General features: G+C 61.3%; 18 protein-coding genes. 9 read left to right on the plus strand and 9 right to left on the minus strand.

Annotated elements, in window-relative coordinates:
- Positions 1 to 6: 6 nt before the first annotated feature.
- Entirely contained in the window at positions 7 to 792 is a 786-nt protein-coding gene (locus QMO82_RS02225) for an SDR family oxidoreductase (protein ID WP_183610063.1), read from the minus strand.
- A gap of 95 nt (positions 793 to 887) precedes the next feature.
- Between QMO82_RS02225 and QMO82_RS02230 the strand changes: the two genes are divergently transcribed.
- Positions 888 to 1,760: a LysR family transcriptional regulator gene (locus QMO82_RS02230; protein ID WP_183610062.1), complete on the plus strand. Its 873-nt coding sequence runs from the start codon at positions 888 to 890 to the stop codon at positions 1,758 to 1,760.
- A gap of 6 nt (positions 1,761 to 1,766) precedes the next feature.
- Here QMO82_RS02230 and msrA read toward each other — a convergent pair whose 3' ends face one another.
- Positions 1,767 to 2,276, minus strand: coding sequence for a peptide-methionine (S)-S-oxide reductase MsrA (msrA, locus tag QMO82_RS02235; RefSeq protein WP_183610061.1), 510 nt, complete (start codon positions 2,274 to 2,276; stop codon positions 1,767 to 1,769).
- A 185-nt stretch (positions 2,277 to 2,461) separates the two neighbouring features.
- On the opposite strand from msrA, the gene QMO82_RS02240 reads away from it, so the two are divergent.
- From QMO82_RS02240 to QMO82_RS02255, 4 genes are all read left to right on the plus strand, one after another.
- Complete coding sequence (locus tag QMO82_RS02240; protein ID WP_183610060.1) at positions 2,462 to 3,607, plus strand: extracellular solute-binding protein; 1,146 nt, start codon at positions 2,462 to 2,464, stop codon at positions 3,605 to 3,607.
- On the plus strand, positions 3,607 to 4,497 hold the full coding sequence (locus tag QMO82_RS02245) for an ABC transporter permease (RefSeq protein WP_183610059.1): 891 nt from the start codon (positions 3,607 to 3,609) through the stop codon (positions 4,495 to 4,497). Before QMO82_RS02240 ends, QMO82_RS02245 begins: the two co-directional genes overlap by 1 nt.
- Positions 4,494 to 5,321, plus strand: coding sequence for an ABC transporter permease (locus QMO82_RS02250; protein WP_183610058.1), 828 nt, complete (start codon positions 4,494 to 4,496; stop codon positions 5,319 to 5,321). Before QMO82_RS02245 ends, QMO82_RS02250 begins: the two co-directional genes overlap by 4 nt.
- Positions 5,322 to 5,414: 93 nt before the next feature.
- Positions 5,415 to 6,491 carry an ABC transporter ATP-binding protein gene (locus tag QMO82_RS02255; protein ID WP_183610057.1) on the plus strand — a complete coding sequence of 359 codons (1,077 nt, stop codon included), beginning with the start codon at positions 5,415 to 5,417 and terminating at the stop codon, positions 6,489 to 6,491.
- A gap of 28 nt (positions 6,492 to 6,519) precedes the next feature.
- Here QMO82_RS02255 and QMO82_RS02260 read toward each other — a convergent pair whose 3' ends face one another.
- The 7 genes from QMO82_RS02260 to QMO82_RS02290 all read right to left on the minus strand — a co-directional run bounded on the left by QMO82_RS02260 (position 6,520) and on the right by QMO82_RS02290 (position 13,780).
- On the minus strand, positions 6,520 to 7,353 hold the full coding sequence (locus QMO82_RS02260; RefSeq protein ID WP_183610056.1) for an inositol monophosphatase family protein: 834 nt from the start codon (positions 7,351 to 7,353) through the stop codon (positions 6,520 to 6,522).
- A gap of 110 nt (positions 7,354 to 7,463) precedes the next feature.
- Positions 7,464 to 8,540 carry an ABC transporter ATP-binding protein gene (locus QMO82_RS02265; RefSeq protein ID WP_183610055.1) on the minus strand — a complete coding sequence of 359 codons (1,077 nt, stop codon included), beginning with the start codon at positions 8,538 to 8,540 and terminating at the stop codon, positions 7,464 to 7,466.
- A gap of 61 nt (positions 8,541 to 8,601) precedes the next feature.
- Entirely contained in the window at positions 8,602 to 9,489 is an 888-nt protein-coding gene (locus QMO82_RS02270; protein WP_183610054.1) for a carbohydrate ABC transporter permease, read from the minus strand.
- Between the two features lie 3 nt (positions 9,490 to 9,492).
- Positions 9,493 to 10,401: a carbohydrate ABC transporter permease gene (locus tag QMO82_RS02275; RefSeq protein WP_183610663.1), complete on the minus strand. Its 909-nt coding sequence runs from the start codon at positions 10,399 to 10,401 to the stop codon at positions 9,493 to 9,495.
- 66 nt (positions 10,402 to 10,467) lie between these two features.
- Complete coding sequence (locus tag QMO82_RS02280; protein WP_183610227.1) at positions 10,468 to 11,730, minus strand: ABC transporter substrate-binding protein; 1,263 nt, start codon at positions 11,728 to 11,730, stop codon at positions 10,468 to 10,470.
- Positions 11,731 to 11,834: 104 nt separating this feature from the next.
- Complete coding sequence (locus QMO82_RS02285; RefSeq protein WP_183610226.1) at positions 11,835 to 12,734, minus strand: sugar phosphate isomerase/epimerase; 900 nt, start codon at positions 12,732 to 12,734, stop codon at positions 11,835 to 11,837.
- Between the two features lie 11 nt (positions 12,735 to 12,745).
- The gene (locus QMO82_RS02290) at positions 12,746 to 13,780 is read right to left on the minus strand and encodes a Gfo/Idh/MocA family protein (protein ID WP_183610225.1); all 1,035 of its coding nucleotides are present in this window, start codon (positions 13,778 to 13,780) and stop codon (positions 12,746 to 12,748) included.
- A gap of 133 nt (positions 13,781 to 13,913) precedes the next feature.
- Here QMO82_RS02290 and QMO82_RS02295 point away from each other — a divergent pair, with 133 nt between their 5' ends.
- From QMO82_RS02295 to QMO82_RS02310, 4 genes are all read left to right on the plus strand, one after another.
- Positions 13,914 to 14,957 (plus strand): substrate-binding domain-containing protein, encoded by a 1,044-nt coding sequence (locus tag QMO82_RS02295; protein ID WP_183610224.1) that lies wholly within the window; start codon positions 13,914 to 13,916, stop codon positions 14,955 to 14,957.
- 214 nt (positions 14,958 to 15,171) lie between these two features.
- A complete protein-coding gene (locus tag QMO82_RS02300) occupies positions 15,172 to 16,206 on the plus strand; it encodes an ABC transporter substrate-binding protein (protein WP_183610223.1) in 1,035 nt (344 codons plus the stop codon).
- A gap of 36 nt (positions 16,207 to 16,242) precedes the next feature.
- Positions 16,243 to 17,091: an ABC transporter permease gene (locus QMO82_RS02305; protein ID WP_183610222.1), complete on the plus strand. Its 849-nt coding sequence runs from the start codon at positions 16,243 to 16,245 to the stop codon at positions 17,089 to 17,091.
- Positions 17,067 to 17,813, plus strand: coding sequence for an ABC transporter ATP-binding protein (locus QMO82_RS02310; RefSeq protein WP_183610221.1), 747 nt, complete (start codon positions 17,067 to 17,069; stop codon positions 17,811 to 17,813). The genes QMO82_RS02305 and QMO82_RS02310 overlap by 25 nt, the downstream gene beginning before the upstream one ends.
- The last annotated feature ends 36 nt before the right edge of the window (positions 17,814 to 17,849 follow it).

Below are 17,849 nucleotides of genomic sequence, written 5' to 3' on the forward strand. Positions count from 1 at the left end.
TTTCTGTCAGATGCTCTGGATCATGCCGCCATCGACGCGGATCACCGATCCGGTGAGATAGGAGGCAGGCTCGCTTGCCAGGAAGGTGACAACATTGCCATATTCTTCCGGCCGGCCATAGCGGCCGAGCGGAATGCTGCCGGTGCTTTCGGTGACGACGTCATCGATGGAGCGGTTTTCGCGTTTGGCCTTCTGCTCATCGAGGAAGGTGATGCGGCCGGTGGCGATCCGTCCCGGCAGGACGATGTTGACGGTGATGCCATCGCGCCCGACCTCGCGCGCCAGCGTTTTCGACCAGCCGACCAATGACAGGCGCAGCGCGTTGGAGATGCCGAGATTGGGGATCGGCGCGACCACGCCCGACGAGGTCGAGGTGACGATGCGCCCCCATTTGCGCGCCCGCATCTGAGGCAGCACGCGATCGGTAATGGCGATGACGGAGAGCACCATGCTCTGGAAATATTGGCTCCAGACCGTCGGCTCCTGGCCGGAGACGGTGGTCGGCGGTGGGCCGCCGGTATTGTTGACGAGGATATCGATCGGTCCGAACTGACGTTCGATTGCAGCGACATGCGCATCGATCGTACCGAGATCGGAAAGATCCCATTGCAGTGCCAGCGCCTTGCCGCCTTCGGATTCGATCGCAGCCGCGGTCTTCTCAGCGGCGGCGAGATCGATATCTGCCGCGGCCATTCTGGCGCCTTCGCGCGCAAGCTTGACGGCAATCGCGCTGCCCAATCCACCGCCGGCGCCAAGCACCAGGGCCGTCTTGTCCTTCAGGCCGAAATCCATTCCATCCGTCTCCTCAATGATCGGCCATCTTTCGGAGCAACGGACTATAAATAAAATATGGTTTCTGCTTCGTTCAAGAGATAGAAAAACTATCGATGGACACACGTTTTCTCGAAACCTTCATTGTCGTTGCCGAGCGGCGCTCGCTGGCAGAGGCCGCGCAGCGGCTGAACCTTACGCCTGCAGCCGTTGCCCAGCGCATCCGCGCATTGGAGGCCGAGCTCGGGGTGCGGCTGCTGGTGCGTTCCGGCCGCGTCATGCGGCCGACGGAGGCGGGTTTTGCCATTCTCGACCGCTGCAGGGATCTGGTGCGCGATACACGCGACCTGAAGGCGATGGCCGGCACCGCGACGATTTCGGGCGAGATGCGGATCGGTGCGATCAATACGGCGCTGACCGGTCTCGTTCCCGACATTCTCCACCGTCTCGCCCAGGATTACCCGTTGATCGAGATATTCCTCAAGCCGGGCGCGTCGATGGACCTCTATGCCGAGGTTTTGAGCGGCGCGCTGGACGCAGCCTTCATTATCGAGCCGCGATTTCCGATGCAGAAGACGCTGACCTTCAACAAGCTGCGCCAGGAACCCCTGGTGCTGATCGCTCCGCGGGACTGTGAGGGGGCGGATCCGCTCGAACTGTTGAAGACCCTGCCCTTCATCCGCTACGACCGTAACCAGTGGGGTGGTCACATCGCCGATGAATATTTGCGCGAGATCGGCATCCATCCGGTCGAGCGTTATGAGCTCGACGCGCTGGAGGCGATCGCGGTGATGGTAGACCGCGGTCTCGGAATCTCGATCGTGCCGGATTGGGCGCCGCCCTGGCCAGCTGGCCTTGATATCCTCAAGCTGCCCCTGCCTCGCTCGTCCGCCGTTCGCACCGTCGGCATCGTCGTGACGCGATCCTCGCCACGGGCAAACCTCGTCGCCGCGCTTCTGGAAACCAGCCGCGCGGCGATGGCAGCCTGATCAATTTCAGGCGATCTTCTGACGGACCGGCAGTTTCCAGCCGGGCCGGACAAAGTGGCAGGTATAGCCGTTCGGAATCCGCTCCAGATAATCCTGGTGCTCGGGTTCCGCCTCCCAGAAATCGCTGACCGGTACGACTTCGGTGACGACCTTGCCGGGCCACAGGCCCGATGCGTCGACATCGGCGATCGTGTCTTTGGCGACGCGCTCCTGCTCAGGGGTGACGTAGAAGATCGCCGAGCGGTAGCTCAAGCCAACGTCGTTGCCCTGGCGGTTGCGCGTGCTCGGGTCGTGGATCTGGAAGAAGAATTCGAGGATTTCCCGATAGCTGATCCTTGCGGGGTCGAAGATGATCTCGATCGCCTCGGCATGGGATCCGTGGTTGCGGTAGGTGGCATTCGGCACATCGCCGCCGGTATAGCCGACGCGGGTCGAAATCACGCCCTTGTATCGGCGGATGAGGTCCTGCATGCCCCAGAAGCAACCACCGGCGAGGACTGCACGTTCTTCGGTCATTGGATATCTCCTTTTCCGCAAGAGATAGTGACTCCTGCCGCCGATTTCCACACCGTGCAAGGAGCACAGCTGTGCAATTTCCCTCAGATACGCCCGATCTGTCATGTCGATGTTACGCGCCGGCGCTAGCAAAGGCCTCAGACAATCCTGCGGAGGCTGAGCCTCGACACTGATGGAGACGGGTTATGAATAGACGCGAATTTCTGATCACATCATCAGCTGCAGCCGGTCTGCTGGCGCTTCCGCGTTTCGCATCGGCAGCGGCCGGCACGATCGATCTCTACAGCGGTTCGGATGCCAATATCGTCGACCTCTGGAACAACATCATCCGTCCGTCCTTCGAAAAGGCGCATCCGGGCGTCGCGTTGAAGGTGACCGATGCCGGCGACAATAACGGCTTGCGCGCCATCGCCGACCGTGCGCTTGCCGCGCTGAAGACGAAGACCGATCCGCAGGCCGATCTGTTCGAGGTGTTCGATCCGCGCCTGCCGTCCGGCGGCATCGATGCCGGCCTCTGGGTGAAGTTCTCCGCCGAAAACATCGAGGGCTACGACCATATCAACCCGCTTGCCTTCGATACCCCCTACTCGCTTCCCTATCGCGGTTCGCAGGTGCTTCTCGCCTACGACACGACCAAGCTCGATCCGAAGGATGCGCCGAAGAGCTGGGAGCAGCTCACCATATGGATCAAGGCCAATCCCGGCCAGTTCATCTACAACCGTCCTGACAAGGGCGGTTCGGGCGGAAACTTCGTCCGCCGTGCGATCCATGAGGCCAATGGCCGCGATCCGAAGAAGTTCAAGATCGACAATTTCACCGCCGACTTCGCCACTGAGACGCTGACGCCGGCCTGGAAGATCCTCAACGACCTCGCCCCGGCGCTTTACGACAAGGGCGCCTATACGGCCGGCAACACCCAGTCGATCCAGCTGCTCGCCCAGGGCGTCGTCACCATGGTGCCGGTCTGGTCGGACCAGGTGCTGCAGGCAATCTCCCAAGGTGTGCTGCCTGATACGACCGGCCTCGTGCAGCTTACCGATCTCGCCCTTTGCGGCGGCTTCTCCAGCATCACCGTCTTCTCCAACGGCGCCAACAAGGATGCGGCGCTGAAGCTGGCCGCATTCATGCTGACGAAGGAAATGCAGGAAGCGATCATCACCGAGATCGGCGGCTTCCCCGCCATCTCGTGGGATCACATCTCCGACGATCTTCGCAAGAAATATGCCGACGTCATTCCCTCAACCATCCCGACCTTCCCGGGTGGCGATTGGGAAAAGGCGATCGGTGATGGCTGGTACCGCAACGTTGCTCCTGGTATCAGCCGCACCTGATGTCCACTGACACTGCGCCGGCGGTTCTGCGCCGTCACCGGTCCATGAGAAGGGGGAGCTCTACCGGGCTCCTCCTCGTTGCTCTGCCGGTCTTCCTGGTTGCATGGCTAGTCGTCTTTCCGATCTTTTCGGCGGTCGTCGGCACAATCTTTGTTCGAGGCCCTGACGGAGCGACGGAATTCTCGCTTGCCTCCTACCGCTTCTTCTTCTCCGACGGCTACAGCCTCGGCAATCTGTGGCTGACGCTTTGGACGACCGCCGTCTGCGGTATCCTGCTTCTGGCGATCGGCCTTCCGATCGCGCTTTACCTTCGGTTCTCGCAGGGGCGTCTTGCGGCTTACGTGCAGGGCCTGGCGATCTTTCCGATGTTCGTGCCATCGATCATCCTCGCTTATGCGTTGATCAGGACGATCGGCCCGAACGGCACCGTCGACCTGTTGCTGAATTCCGTCGGCCTGCCCAAGCTGCGCACGCCCTATCTGACGCCGTGGGGACCGGTCATCGGTCTCGTCTGGGACAATCTTCCGCTGACGGTGCTGATGCTGACCGCCGGGCTTTCCTCTATTTCGAACAGTGCGATCGAAGCCGCCCGCGATGTCGGCGCAAAGCCGCTTCGGGTCTTCGTCTCGATCATCCTGCCGCGCATGGGGAACTCGCTGCTGGTGACGGCTTCCTTTGCGGTGCTTGGCATCTTCTCCGCCTTCACCCTGCCCTATGTGCTCGGCTCGGCATCGCCAGAAATGATGGGGCCGTTCATGCAGCGCACCTTCGCCGATATGAACGACCCGCTGAACGCCATGACCCAGGCCGTCATCACATTCGGCTTCTGCCTGATCTTCGGCATCCTCTACATTAGGTCGATCGCCCGCAACCGCGAGGCGCAGCCATGAATGCCGGCAGATCGAGCTTCGGCCTGCGCTTCGACTGGATCGGCCTGCTCTTCGCGTGCCTGCTGACGCTGTTCATCGCGCTGCCGCTGATCGTCGTCGGCACATGGGCCTTCACCGAAGTCTGGCGTTACCCCTCGGTGATCCCGCAGCAGTTCGGCCTGCGTTTCTGGGGCCAGACGCTGGCGCGTTCGGATGTCTGGGACGCTCTCTTCCTCAGCCTGCGGCTGACGACGACGGTCACCATTCTTTCCGCCGTCATCTGCCTTCCCGCCGCCTATGCCTTCGCGCGCATGCGTTTTCCCGGCAGGAACATCCTGTTTCTCTCGTTTCTGGCATCGCATGCCTTTCCGAAATTCGGCCTGCTCGTCGCCATTGCCGGCATCTTCCTACAGCTCGGCCTGATCAGCACCTTCTGGGGCGTCGTGCTGATCCAGCTTGTCGGCACGCTGATGCTGATGATCTGGATTCCGGTCGCAGCCTTCCAGAATGTCGACCGGCGCATGGAAGAGGCAGCACGCGATGCCGGTGCAACGCCGCTGCGCGTCTTCTGGTCGATCACGCTGCCGCAGGCCGCACCGACGATATCGGCCGCGCTGCTTTTGACCTTCGTCGGCACCTTCTACGAGACCGAAGGCGCCTGGCTGATCGGCGCGCCTCAGGTCCGCACCATGCCGGTGCTGATGATCAGTTTCATCAACAACCAGATCGTCGTGCAATACGGCGCCGTGCTCTCCGTCATGCTGTGGGTGCCGTCCTTCATCGCGCTGATGTTTGCACGCCGCGTGATCGGTACCGGCGCCTTTGCGAGAGGCTTCGGCGCGTGAAGCTTTGCTACACCAGAGATGGTGAGCATGATGTCGTCCGAAAACCGCTCACACTTTTCGGCATCATGCTCTAGTTCAGGGAAGGGTTTGAGAATGGCACATCTGGCGATCGAGGGCGTTTCGAAGCTGTTTGGGACCACCTTTGCCGTTCGCGACTTCTCGCTCGAAGTTGGCGACGGCGAGCTCGTATGCCTGCTCGGCCCATCCGGTTCCGGCAAATCGACGCTTCTCAGGATGATCGGCGGCTTCGAGCGCCCGAGCGGCGGAACCATCCGCATCGACGCTAGGGATGTGACGACGCTGCCGCCCGAGCGGCGTCCGACCGGCATGGTGTTCCAGAGCCATGCGCTCTGGACGCACATGGACGTCTTCAACAATATCGCCTTTGGCCTGAAGCTCCGCCGGCTGCCGAAAGCGGAAATCCGTGAGCGTGTCGAGGCTGCACTGGCGCTTGTCGGTCTTGCCGATTACTCCAGGCGGATGACGACGCAACTGTCAGGCGGCCAGCAGCAGCGTGTCGCCCTTGCCCGCTCGCTGGTGCTCGAGCCGAAGATCCTGCTGCTCGACGAGCCCTTCGCCAGCCTCGACCAGCATCTGCGTGAAAGGCTGCGGGAGGAGGTGCGCGATATCCAGCAGCGCCTCGGCATTACCACGCTCTTCGTCACCCATGGCCAGGACGAGGCCTTAGCGCTCGCCGACCGCATCGTCGTCATGCGCGACGGACGCACCGAACAGATCGCGCCGCCAAGCACCATCTACCGGCAGCCGCAGACGGCCTTCGTCGCCGGTTTCATCGGCTCGATGAATTTTGTCCAGAGCCGCGTTAGAAACGGTGTCTGCGAGCATCCGCTTTTCTCGCTTGCAATCCCCGTCGAGGACGGACCGGTGACGCTGGCCGCCCGCCCGGAAGCGCTGACGATCCGTCCCTCGGATCGGGCGGATGCCGCGACAGTCCATCGCGCCGTCGATTTCGGCACCCACAAGATGGTCGATGTCGATCTTGCCGACGGCGGCCGCCTGAAGGCGATGGTGGCGCCGGACGATCGCATCCGGGCCGGGATGAGGGTTGAGCCGAGTTTCGCCAGCTTTTTCGTCTTCCGCGACAACGAACTCGTCCATCAGTCGATGCCGGCAAAGAACGATACCGAGGTCGAGCTGTTGCCAGTCTAGGCAGCCGGGTTCTATCGGGCGCGCCGGTTCACGCCTTGCTCTGGAAGCCTTCCAGCAGCCAGGGATGCAGCGCCTTGCTGGCGGCCAGGATATCGCCCCGGCCGTCGACGTCGGCCCCGGAAAAACGGCTGACGATGCCGCCCGCCTCTTCGACCAGCAGCGCCGAGGCGCCGAAATCATGGATCGAAAGCCCGTCCTCGAAGAACCCGTCCAGCCGGCCGCAGGCGACATAGGCGATCGACAGGGCCGCCGAGCCGAGGCGGCGCACACCCGCCGTATTTGCCATCAAGCGTTTGACGGCTTCGAAATAGGTCTCTTCCGCAACCGCCTTGACCTGGCCGGGGATCGGCAGGCCGGCGCCGACAAGCACATTCTCGATGTCGCCGACATTGGCGCAGTGGATGCGTTCGCCGTTGAGATAAGCGCCGCTGCCGATTTCGGCGCTGAAGAGCTCATCCAGCATGGCGTCATAGACGACGCCGGCAACGAGCCTGCCGCTTTCGACGATCGAGATCGTCATGCCGAAATGCGGGAGGCCCCAGGCGTAGTTGGTGGTGCCATCGATCGGGTCGATGTAGATGATCGGCGTTTCCGGTGCGGCCGTGCGGTTGCTGACGGCTTCTTCGCCTTGGATGGCATAGTCCGGGAAGGCCTTCGTCATCTCGTCGACGATGATCCGCTCGACGGCGACATCGATTTCGGTCTGATAATCGCGCGGCGCCTTGGCGAACATTTCTGCCGACGTTCGTCGCCGCAGCGAGCCGCGGGCGGTTTCGCCCGCCTTCAATACCGTTTCGGCAAGCACGACGAGGCGGGACGAGGCGGTCGGGGAAAGACGCGCGGAAATCGGGGAGGATGCCATGAAGAAAATCCGGATGCTGCTGATGGACGGAACGAATCGTGCGGAGCCAATCCCCTTCGCAGAGGCCGATGATGGTTTTATGAACCTGCCTGCGGCCCCTGTCCGATGATCTATATCAAGCGGTCGGTCGAGGCGTCAAAGAGATGGATCTGGTCCGGATCGACCGACACGCCGATCGTGTCTCCCGCCTTGACCCTGTCACGGCGCGTCTCGACGATCGTCAGTTCCGGCTGGGTCTCGGCGACGATGAAGGTCGAGGAACCGGTGGATTCGACGAAGGCAATCGGCACATCGAAACTGCCATGCCCGGGCTCGACGACGCCGACATGCTCCGGCCGGATGCCGGCGACGAGCTTGCGGCCCGGCTCGATGGTGCGTGATATAGCCAGCTTTTGCTTCACCGCGCCAAAATCTAGGATTAGGCTCCTGCCGTCTTCAGCAACAATCGCGGGAATGAAATTCATCGCCGGCGAACCGATGAAACCGGCAACGAAGCGGTTTGCCGGCCGATCGTAGAGGTCGAGCGGCGCGCCCTGCTGTTCGATAATGCCGTCGCGCATCACCACCACATGGTCGGCCATCGTCATCGCTTCGACCTGGTCGTGGGTGACGTAGACGAAGGTGGCGTGCAGCCGGTCGTGCAGCGCCCGGATTTCCTTGCGCATCGAGACACGCAGCGCGGCATCAAGGTTGGAAAGCGGCTCGTCGAACAGGAAGGCCTGGGGGTTGCGGATAATGGCGCGGCCCATGGCGACGCGCTGCCGTTGGCCCCCGGAAAGCTGGCGCGGATAACGGTCGAGCAGCCGGGAAAGACCGGTGATGGCAGCGACTTCCTCGGCTTTCTGTTTTGCCTCAGCCTTGGGGACGCGGTGCATCTTCAGCGAATAGGTCAGGTTCTGTTCCACCGTCATATGCGGATAGAGGGCGTAACTCTGAAAAACCATGGCGATATCGCGTGCCCGCGGCGGCACGTCGTTCATCACCTTGCCGGCAATCTTCAGCGTGCCGCCGGTAATTTTTTCCAGCCCGGCAAGCGAACGGAGCAATGTGGACTTGCCGCATCCGGACGGACCGACCAGCGCCACGAACGTGCCCTTCGGAATTGAAAGGTTAACGTTCTTAAGCGCGTGAAAGGCGCCGTAGTGCTTCTCGACGCCCGAGAGTTCGATTTGGATGTCCTGGCTCATACCGAAAACCTTGCTGGTCCCCAACCGGGACCGATGAGATGCTCAAGGGTGAAAAACGTCGTCACTTGACTGCTCCAGCGGCGATGCCGCGCGTTAGCGTACGCTGGAAGATCAAGAAGAAGATCACGGTCGGTATTATACCGAGGAAAGCGGCCGAGGCCTGCAGCACCGGGTCCGACATGTTCTGACCGCGGGTTAGGCCCATGGCGACCGAGACCGTCTGGTTGTTGTTGGACACCAGCATGACGAGCGGGATCAAGAATTCGTTCCAAGTCCAGATGAAAAAGAAGGTTCCCAGGACCATGAGCGTCGGCCTCAGCATAGGGACGACGACGAACCACAGCGTTTTCCAGTGGGTCGAGCCATCCATCTCCGCCGCTTCGAGGATTTCCTTGGGAAAGGTACTCAGCACGGTCGAGAGCAGGTAAGTCCCGAAAGCGCTTTGCAGGACCGCGAAAATGATGATCACGGAAAGCTGCGTATCGTAGAGGCCGCTCGCTTTCGCCATGTAGTAAAGCGGGTAAATGATGGACTCCTGCGGCACCATGATGCCGAGAAGAAAGACCACCAAAATCACGCGCGAACCCGGCACCTTGCCGACCCCAATCGCATAGGCGTTGAACAGGCTTATCAGGACCCCCAACACCGACACGGCGAGACTGATCACCACGCTGTTGAGGAGCTTGCGGCTGAAATCAGACGCCGTCCAGAATTTCTCGATCGCCGTGAGATCGATCGACCGAGGAATCGAAAGCGGTCCGCCGGCTGCGTATTCGGCGCTCGCCTTGACGGCGTTGAGCAGAGCAAGGAAAAACGGAAAGAGCGTAAAGGCGAGGAGCAGAATAAGGATGGCCAGCACCACCCACCGCATGGGATCGCGTCGCGCGCGATCGGCTGGCGCCGTCGCCTTTGCCTTGGTCTTACCATCGCTGAGAACTGAGTAAGCCATGATCTACTCCTTCGACTCCTGCCGGCTCTGGAAGCGTAGGAAAATCACAGCCAAAGCGATCGTCAGAGTCGTTTGCACGACTGCGATGGCTGCGGCATAGCCGACGCGTTGTGTTGTGAAGAAGTGGTAGTAAGTCAGATAGGATGGCACCAGGGTGGAATTGTCGGGGCCGCCGGCGGTGATGACAAAGATTGGCGCAAAGACTTTAAGCGCTGCGATCAGCGTGGTCAGCACAACGACGAAAATCTCCGGCGCCAGAAGCGGAATGGTGAGTGTCACCAGCCGGCTCCACCAGTTTGCCCCGTCGAGTTCGGCAGCCTCGTAGAGAGAAGGGTCGATGCGCGAAAGGCCGGCCATGAAAACCACCAGACAATAGCCGACCTGTATCCAGACAATGACGAGCGAGACGGCAGCAAGCGCGTATGTCGCATCGCCGATCCAGTTCTGGGCGAGATTATCAAGGCCGATGGCCTTTAGCGTGATGTTGATGACGCCGACGGGATTGAGAATCCAGCCCCAGAGCACGCCCGCGACCGTTACGGGCAGAATCTGCGGTAAGTAAAAACCGGCCCTGAAGAAGCTCGAAACCCATTCCCCGAATTGGTCCCTGACGTAGTCGAACAGCAGAGCGGCCAGCACCAGGCCGATGCACACCGGTATCACGGTCATCGAGACGATGAACAGCAGCGTGTGATACATCGATCCCCAGAATTGATCGTCCGTCAGCAGGCGATGATAGTTCTGCAGGCCGACCGGTCGCGGCGTGCCAACGCCTTTCCAGGCCGTGAAGCTCAGCCCGATATTAGCGAGCTGCGGTATGAGCACGATCAGAATAAAGCCGATCGCCCCCGGGATGAGGTAGAGGCTATAGCTTCGTGAACCGTCGCTCGATCGCTGGCTGGATATGGCCATATCATTCTTCCTTCAGCCTCCCAGAATGGGCTGCGCCAGAGGCGCAGCCCAGCGTTCAAGGTCGCGTTACTGATTTTCCTGCGCGTCGTCGTAAACCTGCTTGATCTGTTCGACGAACTGCTCCGCAGTCAGACTGCCCTGGAAGAGACCGGTGTCTTTCTGATTGAGCACGTCGTAGTAGCCGGGGACCGGCCAGTCAGGATAGAAACCGAGGCCGCTTTTGTCAGAGATCTGCTTGAAAACCGCTGCGGCGTTCTTGCCGATGGGATTGGTGATGGCGGAAAGATCAGCGGCGATCGGCACGCCGCCGGCATTGCCGAGTTCAGCTTGGTACTTCGGCGACAAGGTCAGGCTGATCCACTCGGCGGCGAGATCGGGATTCTTGCTAGCCTTGGGAACGACCCAGAGATTGCCTGTCGAGCCGACCGAATATTTCGGCGTCGGAATGACGAACTGACCCCACTTGAAGTCCTTGATGGTCGAGGCAAAGGTGCCGAGATTCCACGTGCCCGAGACGTACATCGGTGCCTTGCCGGAGGTAAAGAGCAGAGCTGCGTCCGGGTCCTTCATGCCCGTGGAGTCCTTGTTGATGTAGCCCTTGCCGACCCAGTCGACCAATGTCTGCGCCGCATAGAGGTAGGGCGCGCCATCGAGGGGGGCCTTCAAACCCTGATAATTCTGGACCCAGGCGTCATCGGCCTTGGTGTAGGCGAGAGAGGCAAGCAAGTGCTGGCCACTGGTGTCGATGGCGCCGAGCGCGAGAGGCGTGAGACCCTTCTGCTTGAAGGCTTCCAAGGCAGCGACCCACTCTTCGAGCGTCGTCGGCGGCTTGAGGCCTGCCTTTTCGAACATGTCAATATTGTAGAAGCACGAAACATATTCGCCGAAGACCGAGACGCCCCAAACAGGGCCGGAGCCATAGATGCCCTTTTCGTCATAACGGCTTAGGACAAAATCGCCTTCGTTAAGGATCTTGTCCCAGCCTTCCTTCTTCACATAGGCATCCAGATTGGTCAGCAATCCCTGGCTTGCAACCAAGCCGGCGGTCGCATTGCCCTTGTTGTACTCGAGCACGTCGGGGGCCTCATCGGAATTGAGGATCATGCCGCCTGAGGCCTGCAACTGCTGAAAGGTCTTCTGCTCGAAGCTGACGGTGATGTCCGGATGTTTCGCCTTGAACTCCTCGAGCGCTTTCTTCCAGACAATGCCTTGAGCCGTGGTCGGCTCCTCGAACCACCAGATCTTGAAGGTCTTCTGTTCGGCATGGCCGATCGATGTCATCAGCATCGCCGTGCCGAGTGCTAGCGCAAGTCTTGCAATTCTTTTCATGCTTTCCTCCCAAAAAAGCGGCTGCGCCGCGAAAAGACCAAGTTAGTCAGTCATGGCGCTCCGCCGGGCCTCCCAGCCCGGCTGCGCCCCACCTTGGCGGTCGATCAGGGATCAACAATGAAATCGCCGCCCCGGCATTTCTTCAGATAGTTGAGCCCGTGAATCTGGCCAGTCATTTCGAGCGCGTCGCGATAGACCGGGTCGTGCCAGCCTTCGATGTCGATCGAGCCGGACCAGCCGGCAAGGCGCAGCTCAGAAATGATGTCGGTCCAGTTGCTGTCGCCGAAGCCCGGCGTGCGCATGAAGACGAACTTCTCCTTGCCGAAGATGCCGTGTTCCTTGATGACCTCCCAACGGATTGTCGCGTCCTTGCCGTGGACGTGGAAGAACTTGTGCGCCCATTTGCGGATCTGCGGCAAAGGGTCGATCAGATAGACCATCTGATGGCACGGTTCCCATTCCAGCCCGATATTGTCATCCGGCGTCTCATTGAAGATCAGCTCCCAGGCATCGGGATTGTGGGCGATGTTCCAGTCGCCGCTTGCCCAATTGCCGTCCATGGCGCAATTCTCGAAGGCGATCTTGACGCCCTTGTCGGCGGCGCGCTTGGCGAGTTCGCTCCAGATCTGCTTATAGCGAGGCAGGCTGTCGGTCAGCGGCTTGCCGCGGATTCGGCCGGTGAAGCCGGCAACGCAGGTGGCTCCGAAATGATGGGCATTGTCGATGCAGTGCTTCCAGCCCTGCAACGTCTCGAGGTCGATTGCGGTCTCTTCCAGCGGATTGCCGAACATGCCGAGCGTCGAGATGGTGATGTCGCGGTCGCCGATCGCATCGAGGCAGCGCTTCCCGAGTTCGGCAAGGTCTTGGCCCTTGGTCGTTTGCCAGAAGAAAGGCTCGAAGCTTTCGAAGCCCATGTCGGCGATCTCGCCGATGCGCGCGGCGGCATCGCCCTTGTTGCCGCTGACCATGGTGCCGATACGAATGGATTTTGCAGGGTTGCTCACGTCACGTCATCCTATGCTGAAATTTCGACGCGCCTGCCCGTCTTGGCGCTTTCGATTGCGCTGAAGACCATGGCAAGGCTTCTGATATTGTCGGAATTGACCGTCTCGGGCCGTTTGCCGGTGCCGATCGCCGCGATGAAGTCGGCGATGACGCTGGCGTGGCCATGGGTTTCCTCGTCGTGTTCCGGACCGGGAACGTTTACGGCAGCAGAGCCGTGCAAAAGGCCGGGCTCTTCGCCGGCAACAGTCGCCTTGAAACTCTCTTCGCCGTCCCAGGTGAGCATTCCCTTCGAGCCGACGAGGCGCCACTGGCTTTCCCAGCTTGTCCGCTCGCCTTCCGCGCACCAGGAGCCGCGGTAGGTGAAGACAATGTCGTCGGAAAATTCGAAGATGGCATTAGCCGAGGCGCCGTGCCGGTACCAGGAACCCTTCGGATTGCGCTCGACGCAATAGACGGCGAGCGGCTTCTTAGCCGCGACGTAGCGCGCCGCATCGAAGGTGTGGATCGCCATGTCGAGCAACAGGACATTGTCCATCTCTTCGCGGAAGCCGCCGAAATGCGGGGCGAGGAAGAAGTCGCAATGGATGCCGGTGAGTTCGCCGATCGCCCCGCTTTCGACGAAGCGGCGCAGGCGCCTGACGCCCGATATGAAGCGGCGGTTTTGGATGACGGCGTGGATGCGGCCGGTCTCGGCGGCAAGATCGACCAGCGCCGCACCCTCGGCAAGCGAAGCGGCCATAGGCTTTTCGCTGAGCACATGGCAGCCGGCCTTGAGTGCCGTCGAAACGACGTCGTAGCGGGCCGCCGGAATGACGATGTCGAAGACCAGATCGGCCTTGGTGGCGGCGATGACGTCAGACAGGTCCGAACCGATGACGGCGTCCTCGAGGCCGAACTCCGCGGCAAGCGTTTCCGCCGTCTTCCGGTTCAGGTCGACGAGGCCGACAATGGTGATGGCATCGGCAAGGAGAGGGTTGGAAGCGATGGCGCGCAACCAACCTTTGGACATAGCTCCGCACCCGCACAGAATGGCACTGAATTTCACGATTTCCTCCGAGGGAATGGCGCCAACTCCTAGTGACACGTATTCCGTAAACGTTTACGACTGTAGGCGAAAAAATTTTGCGATGTCAAGAGAGGCCAGCGGGAAAGTGCGAACCGGGGGAAAATCGTCGGCAATGAAGGGGATTCGCCAGCTTGCCGATCACCTGGATATTTCGATCGGCACGGTCTCCCGTGCACTAAACGGCAAGCCCGATGTCAATGAGGAAACTCGCCGGCGCGTGCTGGCGGCGGCCGAGGAGCTCGGCTATGTCGCCAACCAGTCTGGGCGGAGCCTGCGGCAGGGAGAGACGAAGGTCATCGGGTTGATGATCGCATCCAGCAAGGAGACGGTCGAGAATGCCGACAACTTCTTCCTCGGCGTCACCAGCGGCCTGCAGAGCGTCTTTGCCCGCCACAAGCTCGATCTCATCATGCTCCCCTGCCCGAACGACGAGGACCCGCACGAATATCTGAAGCGCATGGTGGCGCGGCGGATCGTCGACGCGATGATCATCTCGGAAACGCAGCGCATCGATCGGCGCATCGATTTGCTGTCGCGGGCCAAGATCCCCTTCATTACGCTCGGCCGCAGCCTTTCGGCGAGCAACGCCACATGGATCGACCTCGATTTCGAAGGCGTTGCCAAGCGGGCCGTCGAGCGGCTGATCGCACGCGGCCATCGCCGGATCGCGATCACTGTGCCGTCGAGCGAGATTAATCTCGGCTACATCTTCGTCGAAGGATATCGCCACGCACTTGAACAGCACGGTATTCCCTTCGATCCGTCGCTCGTCATCCGCGTCAAATCGAGCGAACAGGGCGGCTATCAAGCGGCGCATGAATTGCTGCTGCTTGAGGAGCGGCCGACGGCTGTCATTCTGATCTATGAGTTGATGGCGATCGGCCTCTATCGCCGTCTGATGGAATCGGGCGTCATGCCCGGACGGGACCTTGCGGTGATCGGCTTCCGCGATGCCCCGCGCTCACGATTCCTGCAGCCGTCGCTGACTTGCTTTCGCATGTCGCTCCACGATCTCGGCGTGAAACTCGGCAGGATGCTTCTCGCCAATATGCCGGCCTATGCCGAATTCTACTCAGGGGACGGCCGCAACACGATCTGGCCTCTCGAGCTGGTGCCGGGCGAAAGCGACGTGTTTCAGGTCGCAGTCAAAGCTTGAACTCTAGCCCATTGCGGCCGGAAGACTGAAGCTGACCTGCCCTCTCCCGCGTCTTCACCCGAATTGTCTTTCCCCTCAATGGCGCTCAGGTAAACAAGCTTTCGACCTCGGCGCGCAAAACAGGCAGATCGTTTCTCGATAGTCTATTAAATTGATAGATTATATAAATAGTTCGGAATTGGCCGAACGCCTGATATGATCGAGGAACAGAAATATGTCGAAACGAACATCGCGCTGGTTCGCTCTCGTCGCGGCCGCATGCTCCCTGACCATCGGCTCTTCGGCAATCGCCGCCGATACTGCATCCGCCGTGAACACCCTCCCAACGGAGATTCCGGCCGGTACGGTGCTCCGCATCGGCGATCCCGAGACCCAGACCGCGTTGAAGCTTTCCGGCCTGATCGACAAGCTGCCCTTCAAGGTCGAATGGGCCAATATCAGCGGCGGTCCTCTGACGATCGAGGCGTTCCGCGCCAATGCGCTTGATGTCGGCGCCGTCGCCGACATACCGCCGATCCATGCCACCTGGACGGGGCTCGATGTCCGCATCGTCGCCGCACAGCTACGCAAAGATCCCATCCAGCATCCGATCTACCAGCTCGGCATCGCGCCCGGCGTCGACGTGAGATCGATCGGCGATCTCAAGGGTAAGCGCATCGCCTTCAGCCCCGGCCAGGCGCAAGGCGCGCTCGTCCTTCGCGTCCTGCAGGCGGCGGGTCTCGCAAAGACCGATGTGACGCTCGTCGAAATCCCGAGCAAGGGCGATACCTATCCGGTCGCGCTTGCCAATCACCAGGTCGATGTCGCGCCGATTTCAGGTGTTCTGATCAAGCATTATCTGCGCCAATACGGCGCCGATGGCGCCACCACCATACCGCACGGTCTGCGCGACGACCCTTCCGATCTCTATGCCCCGAAGTCCGTGCTCGACGATCCGGCCAAGGCGGCGGCGCTTGGCGCCTATGTGCACTACTGGGCGCTGGCTTCCAAATGGGTCGAGGATCACCCGCAGGAATGGATCAAGGGCTATTACGTCGCGACACAGGGCCTTAACGCCGAAGACGGCCAGTATCTGGTCGATGCTGAGGGATTGATCGACATTCCCACGCGCTGGGACGAGGTGATCGTGCGCCAGCAGGCAACCATCGATCTGCTGTCGAAGGAACTCAACAAGCCTGCCTTCAAGGCCGAGGGTCTATTCGACCGGCGTTTCGAGACGATCGCCGGCCGCGCGCTCGACGCCTCCTGATCCAGTCGCGACCATTAAAACCGGAGGGATAAGCCCATGAGCATCGTTTCCAGCCATGCCGGCGATCTGGCATTTTCGCCGGCAGCGACAAAAGCCCCGCCGGTGCGGCGGCGGCGTCTCGCCCGCGGCCGCGCCGTCCCGCTCGGACGTCTTCTCGGCCCTGCCCTGCTCGTCGTCGTCTGGTCGTTCGGCAGCGTTCTAGGCCTGATCGACCCGCGCACCTTGCCGGCACCCTGGAGCGTGATCGGCACGGCCTTCGAACTCGTGCTCGACGGGCGGCTGCAAACCAACCTCGCAACCTCGGCGATCCGCGTCGCCCAGGGCCTCGTCATCGGCACGGTGATCGGCACACTGCTTGCCCTGATTTCCGGTCTGTCGCGCATCGGAGAAGCCGTCATAGACGGTCCGGTCCAGATCAAGCAGGCGGTGCCGACACTCGCGCTCATTCCTCTTCTGATGCTGTGGTTCGGCATCGGCGAGACCATGAAGGTGGTGGTGATCGTGCTTGCCGTCGCCGTCCCGATCTACATCCAGACGCATGACAGCCTGCGCAGCATCGACAATCGCTATGTCGAACTGGCCCGCACCTTGCGCATGGGTTACCCAGAATTCATCCGCCAGGTGATCCTGCCGGGCGCGCTGCCGGGCTTCTTCGTCGGGCTCCGCTTCGCCACCGCGCATGCCTGGCTTGCCCTCGTCGTCGTCGAGCAGATCAATGCGACCAGCGGTATCGGCTACATGATCGATCTGGCTCGCTCCTATGGCCAGATCGACATCATCCTGGTTGGCATCGTTCTCTATGCCGTGCTCGGCCTCATCTCCGACGGCGTCGTCCGTTTCCTGCAACAGAGGGCTCTCTCATGGCGACGCACGCTGGCGGACTGAATGCCGCTCCCGCGGTGGAAATCAGGAACCTTGTCCGGAGCTTCGGCTCCCGGGCAGTCCTCAACAATCTGAGCCTCGATATCAGGAAGGGCGAGTTCGTCGCTCTTCTCGGCCGCAGCGGTTCGGGCAAGAGCACGCTGCTCAGAGCCCTTGCCGATCTTGACGACACCGTCGCCGGCTCGGGCAGGCTTGAAGCGCCGGAAAAGACCTCTGTCGTCTTTCAGGACGCGCGCCTGCTGCCCTGGAAAAATGTTCTGGCGAATGTCGTCCTCGGCCTCGAAGCCGAGGATGCCGGCGCCCGTGCGAGGGCCGCTCTTGCCGAAGTCGGATTGAACGGACGCGAAAAAGCCTGGCCGATGGAACTCTCGGGCGGTGAACAGCAGCGCGTGGCGCTCGCCCGCTCGCTGGTGCGCGATCCGGAGCTACTGCTTGCAGACGAACCCTTCGGCGCGCTGGACGCGCTGACACGCCTGCGCATGCACGACCTGCTGCGCCAGCTCTGCGCCCGGCACCGGCCGGCCGTCCTGCTCGTCACGCATGACGTCGACGAGGCGATCGCACTTGCCGACCGCGTTCTCGTGCTCGACGGCGGCGAGATCGTTGCCGATATCGCCGTCGATATTCCGGCACCCCGCGACCATGGCGACCGACGCTTCGGCGAGATCAGAAACGAACTGCTCGGCCATCTCGGCGTCGGCGCGCACGCGCCCCTGCCGGCCTGACCCGGGCGACCCTGCTCCTCAATCAAGGATGATCAT

This window comes from Rhizobium sp. BT04, from assembly GCF_030053135.1.
In the GTDB taxonomy this organism is placed as follows: Bacteria; Pseudomonadota; Alphaproteobacteria; order Rhizobiales; family Rhizobiaceae; genus Rhizobium; species Rhizobium binxianense.

Bases quoted from the DNA above. Each gene is read 5' to 3' on its own strand.
- QMO82_RS02225 (WP_183610063.1), bottom strand. From the start codon at position 792: ATGGATTTCGGCCTGAAGGACAAGACGGCCCTGGTGCTTGGCGCCGGC.
- QMO82_RS02230 (WP_183610062.1), top strand. From the start codon at position 888: ATGGACACACGTTTTCTCGAAACCTTCATTGTCGTTGCCGAGCGGCGC.
- msrA (WP_183610061.1), bottom strand. From the start codon at position 2,276: ATGACCGAAGAACGTGCAGTCCTCGCCGGTGGTTGCTTCTGGGGCATG.
- QMO82_RS02240 (WP_183610060.1), top strand. From the start codon at position 2,462: ATGAATAGACGCGAATTTCTGATCACATCATCAGCTGCAGCCGGTCTG.
- QMO82_RS02245 (WP_183610059.1), top strand. From the start codon at position 3,607: ATGTCCACTGACACTGCGCCGGCGGTTCTGCGCCGTCACCGGTCCATG.
- QMO82_RS02250 (WP_183610058.1), top strand. From the start codon at position 4,494: ATGAATGCCGGCAGATCGAGCTTCGGCCTGCGCTTCGACTGGATCGGC.
- QMO82_RS02255 (WP_183610057.1), top strand. From the start codon at position 5,415: ATGGCACATCTGGCGATCGAGGGCGTTTCGAAGCTGTTTGGGACCACC.
- QMO82_RS02260 (WP_183610056.1), bottom strand. From the start codon at position 7,353: ATGGCATCCTCCCCGATTTCCGCGCGTCTTTCCCCGACCGCCTCGTCC.
- QMO82_RS02265 (WP_183610055.1), bottom strand. From the start codon at position 8,540: ATGAGCCAGGACATCCAAATCGAACTCTCGGGCGTCGAGAAGCACTAC.
- QMO82_RS02270 (WP_183610054.1), bottom strand. From the start codon at position 9,489: ATGGCTTACTCAGTTCTCAGCGATGGTAAGACCAAGGCAAAGGCGACG.
- QMO82_RS02275 (WP_183610663.1), bottom strand. From the start codon at position 10,401: ATGGCCATATCCAGCCAGCGATCGAGCGACGGTTCACGAAGCTATAGC.
- QMO82_RS02280 (WP_183610227.1), bottom strand. From the start codon at position 11,730: ATGAAAAGAATTGCAAGACTTGCGCTAGCACTCGGCACGGCGATGCTG.
- QMO82_RS02295 (WP_183610224.1), top strand. From the start codon at position 13,914: ATGAAGGGGATTCGCCAGCTTGCCGATCACCTGGATATTTCGATCGGC.
- QMO82_RS02300 (WP_183610223.1), top strand. From the start codon at position 15,172: ATGTCGAAACGAACATCGCGCTGGTTCGCTCTCGTCGCGGCCGCATGC.
- QMO82_RS02305 (WP_183610222.1), top strand. From the start codon at position 16,243: ATGAGCATCGTTTCCAGCCATGCCGGCGATCTGGCATTTTCGCCGGCA.
- QMO82_RS02310 (WP_183610221.1), top strand. From the start codon at position 17,067: ATGGCGACGCACGCTGGCGGACTGAATGCCGCTCCCGCGGTGGAAATC.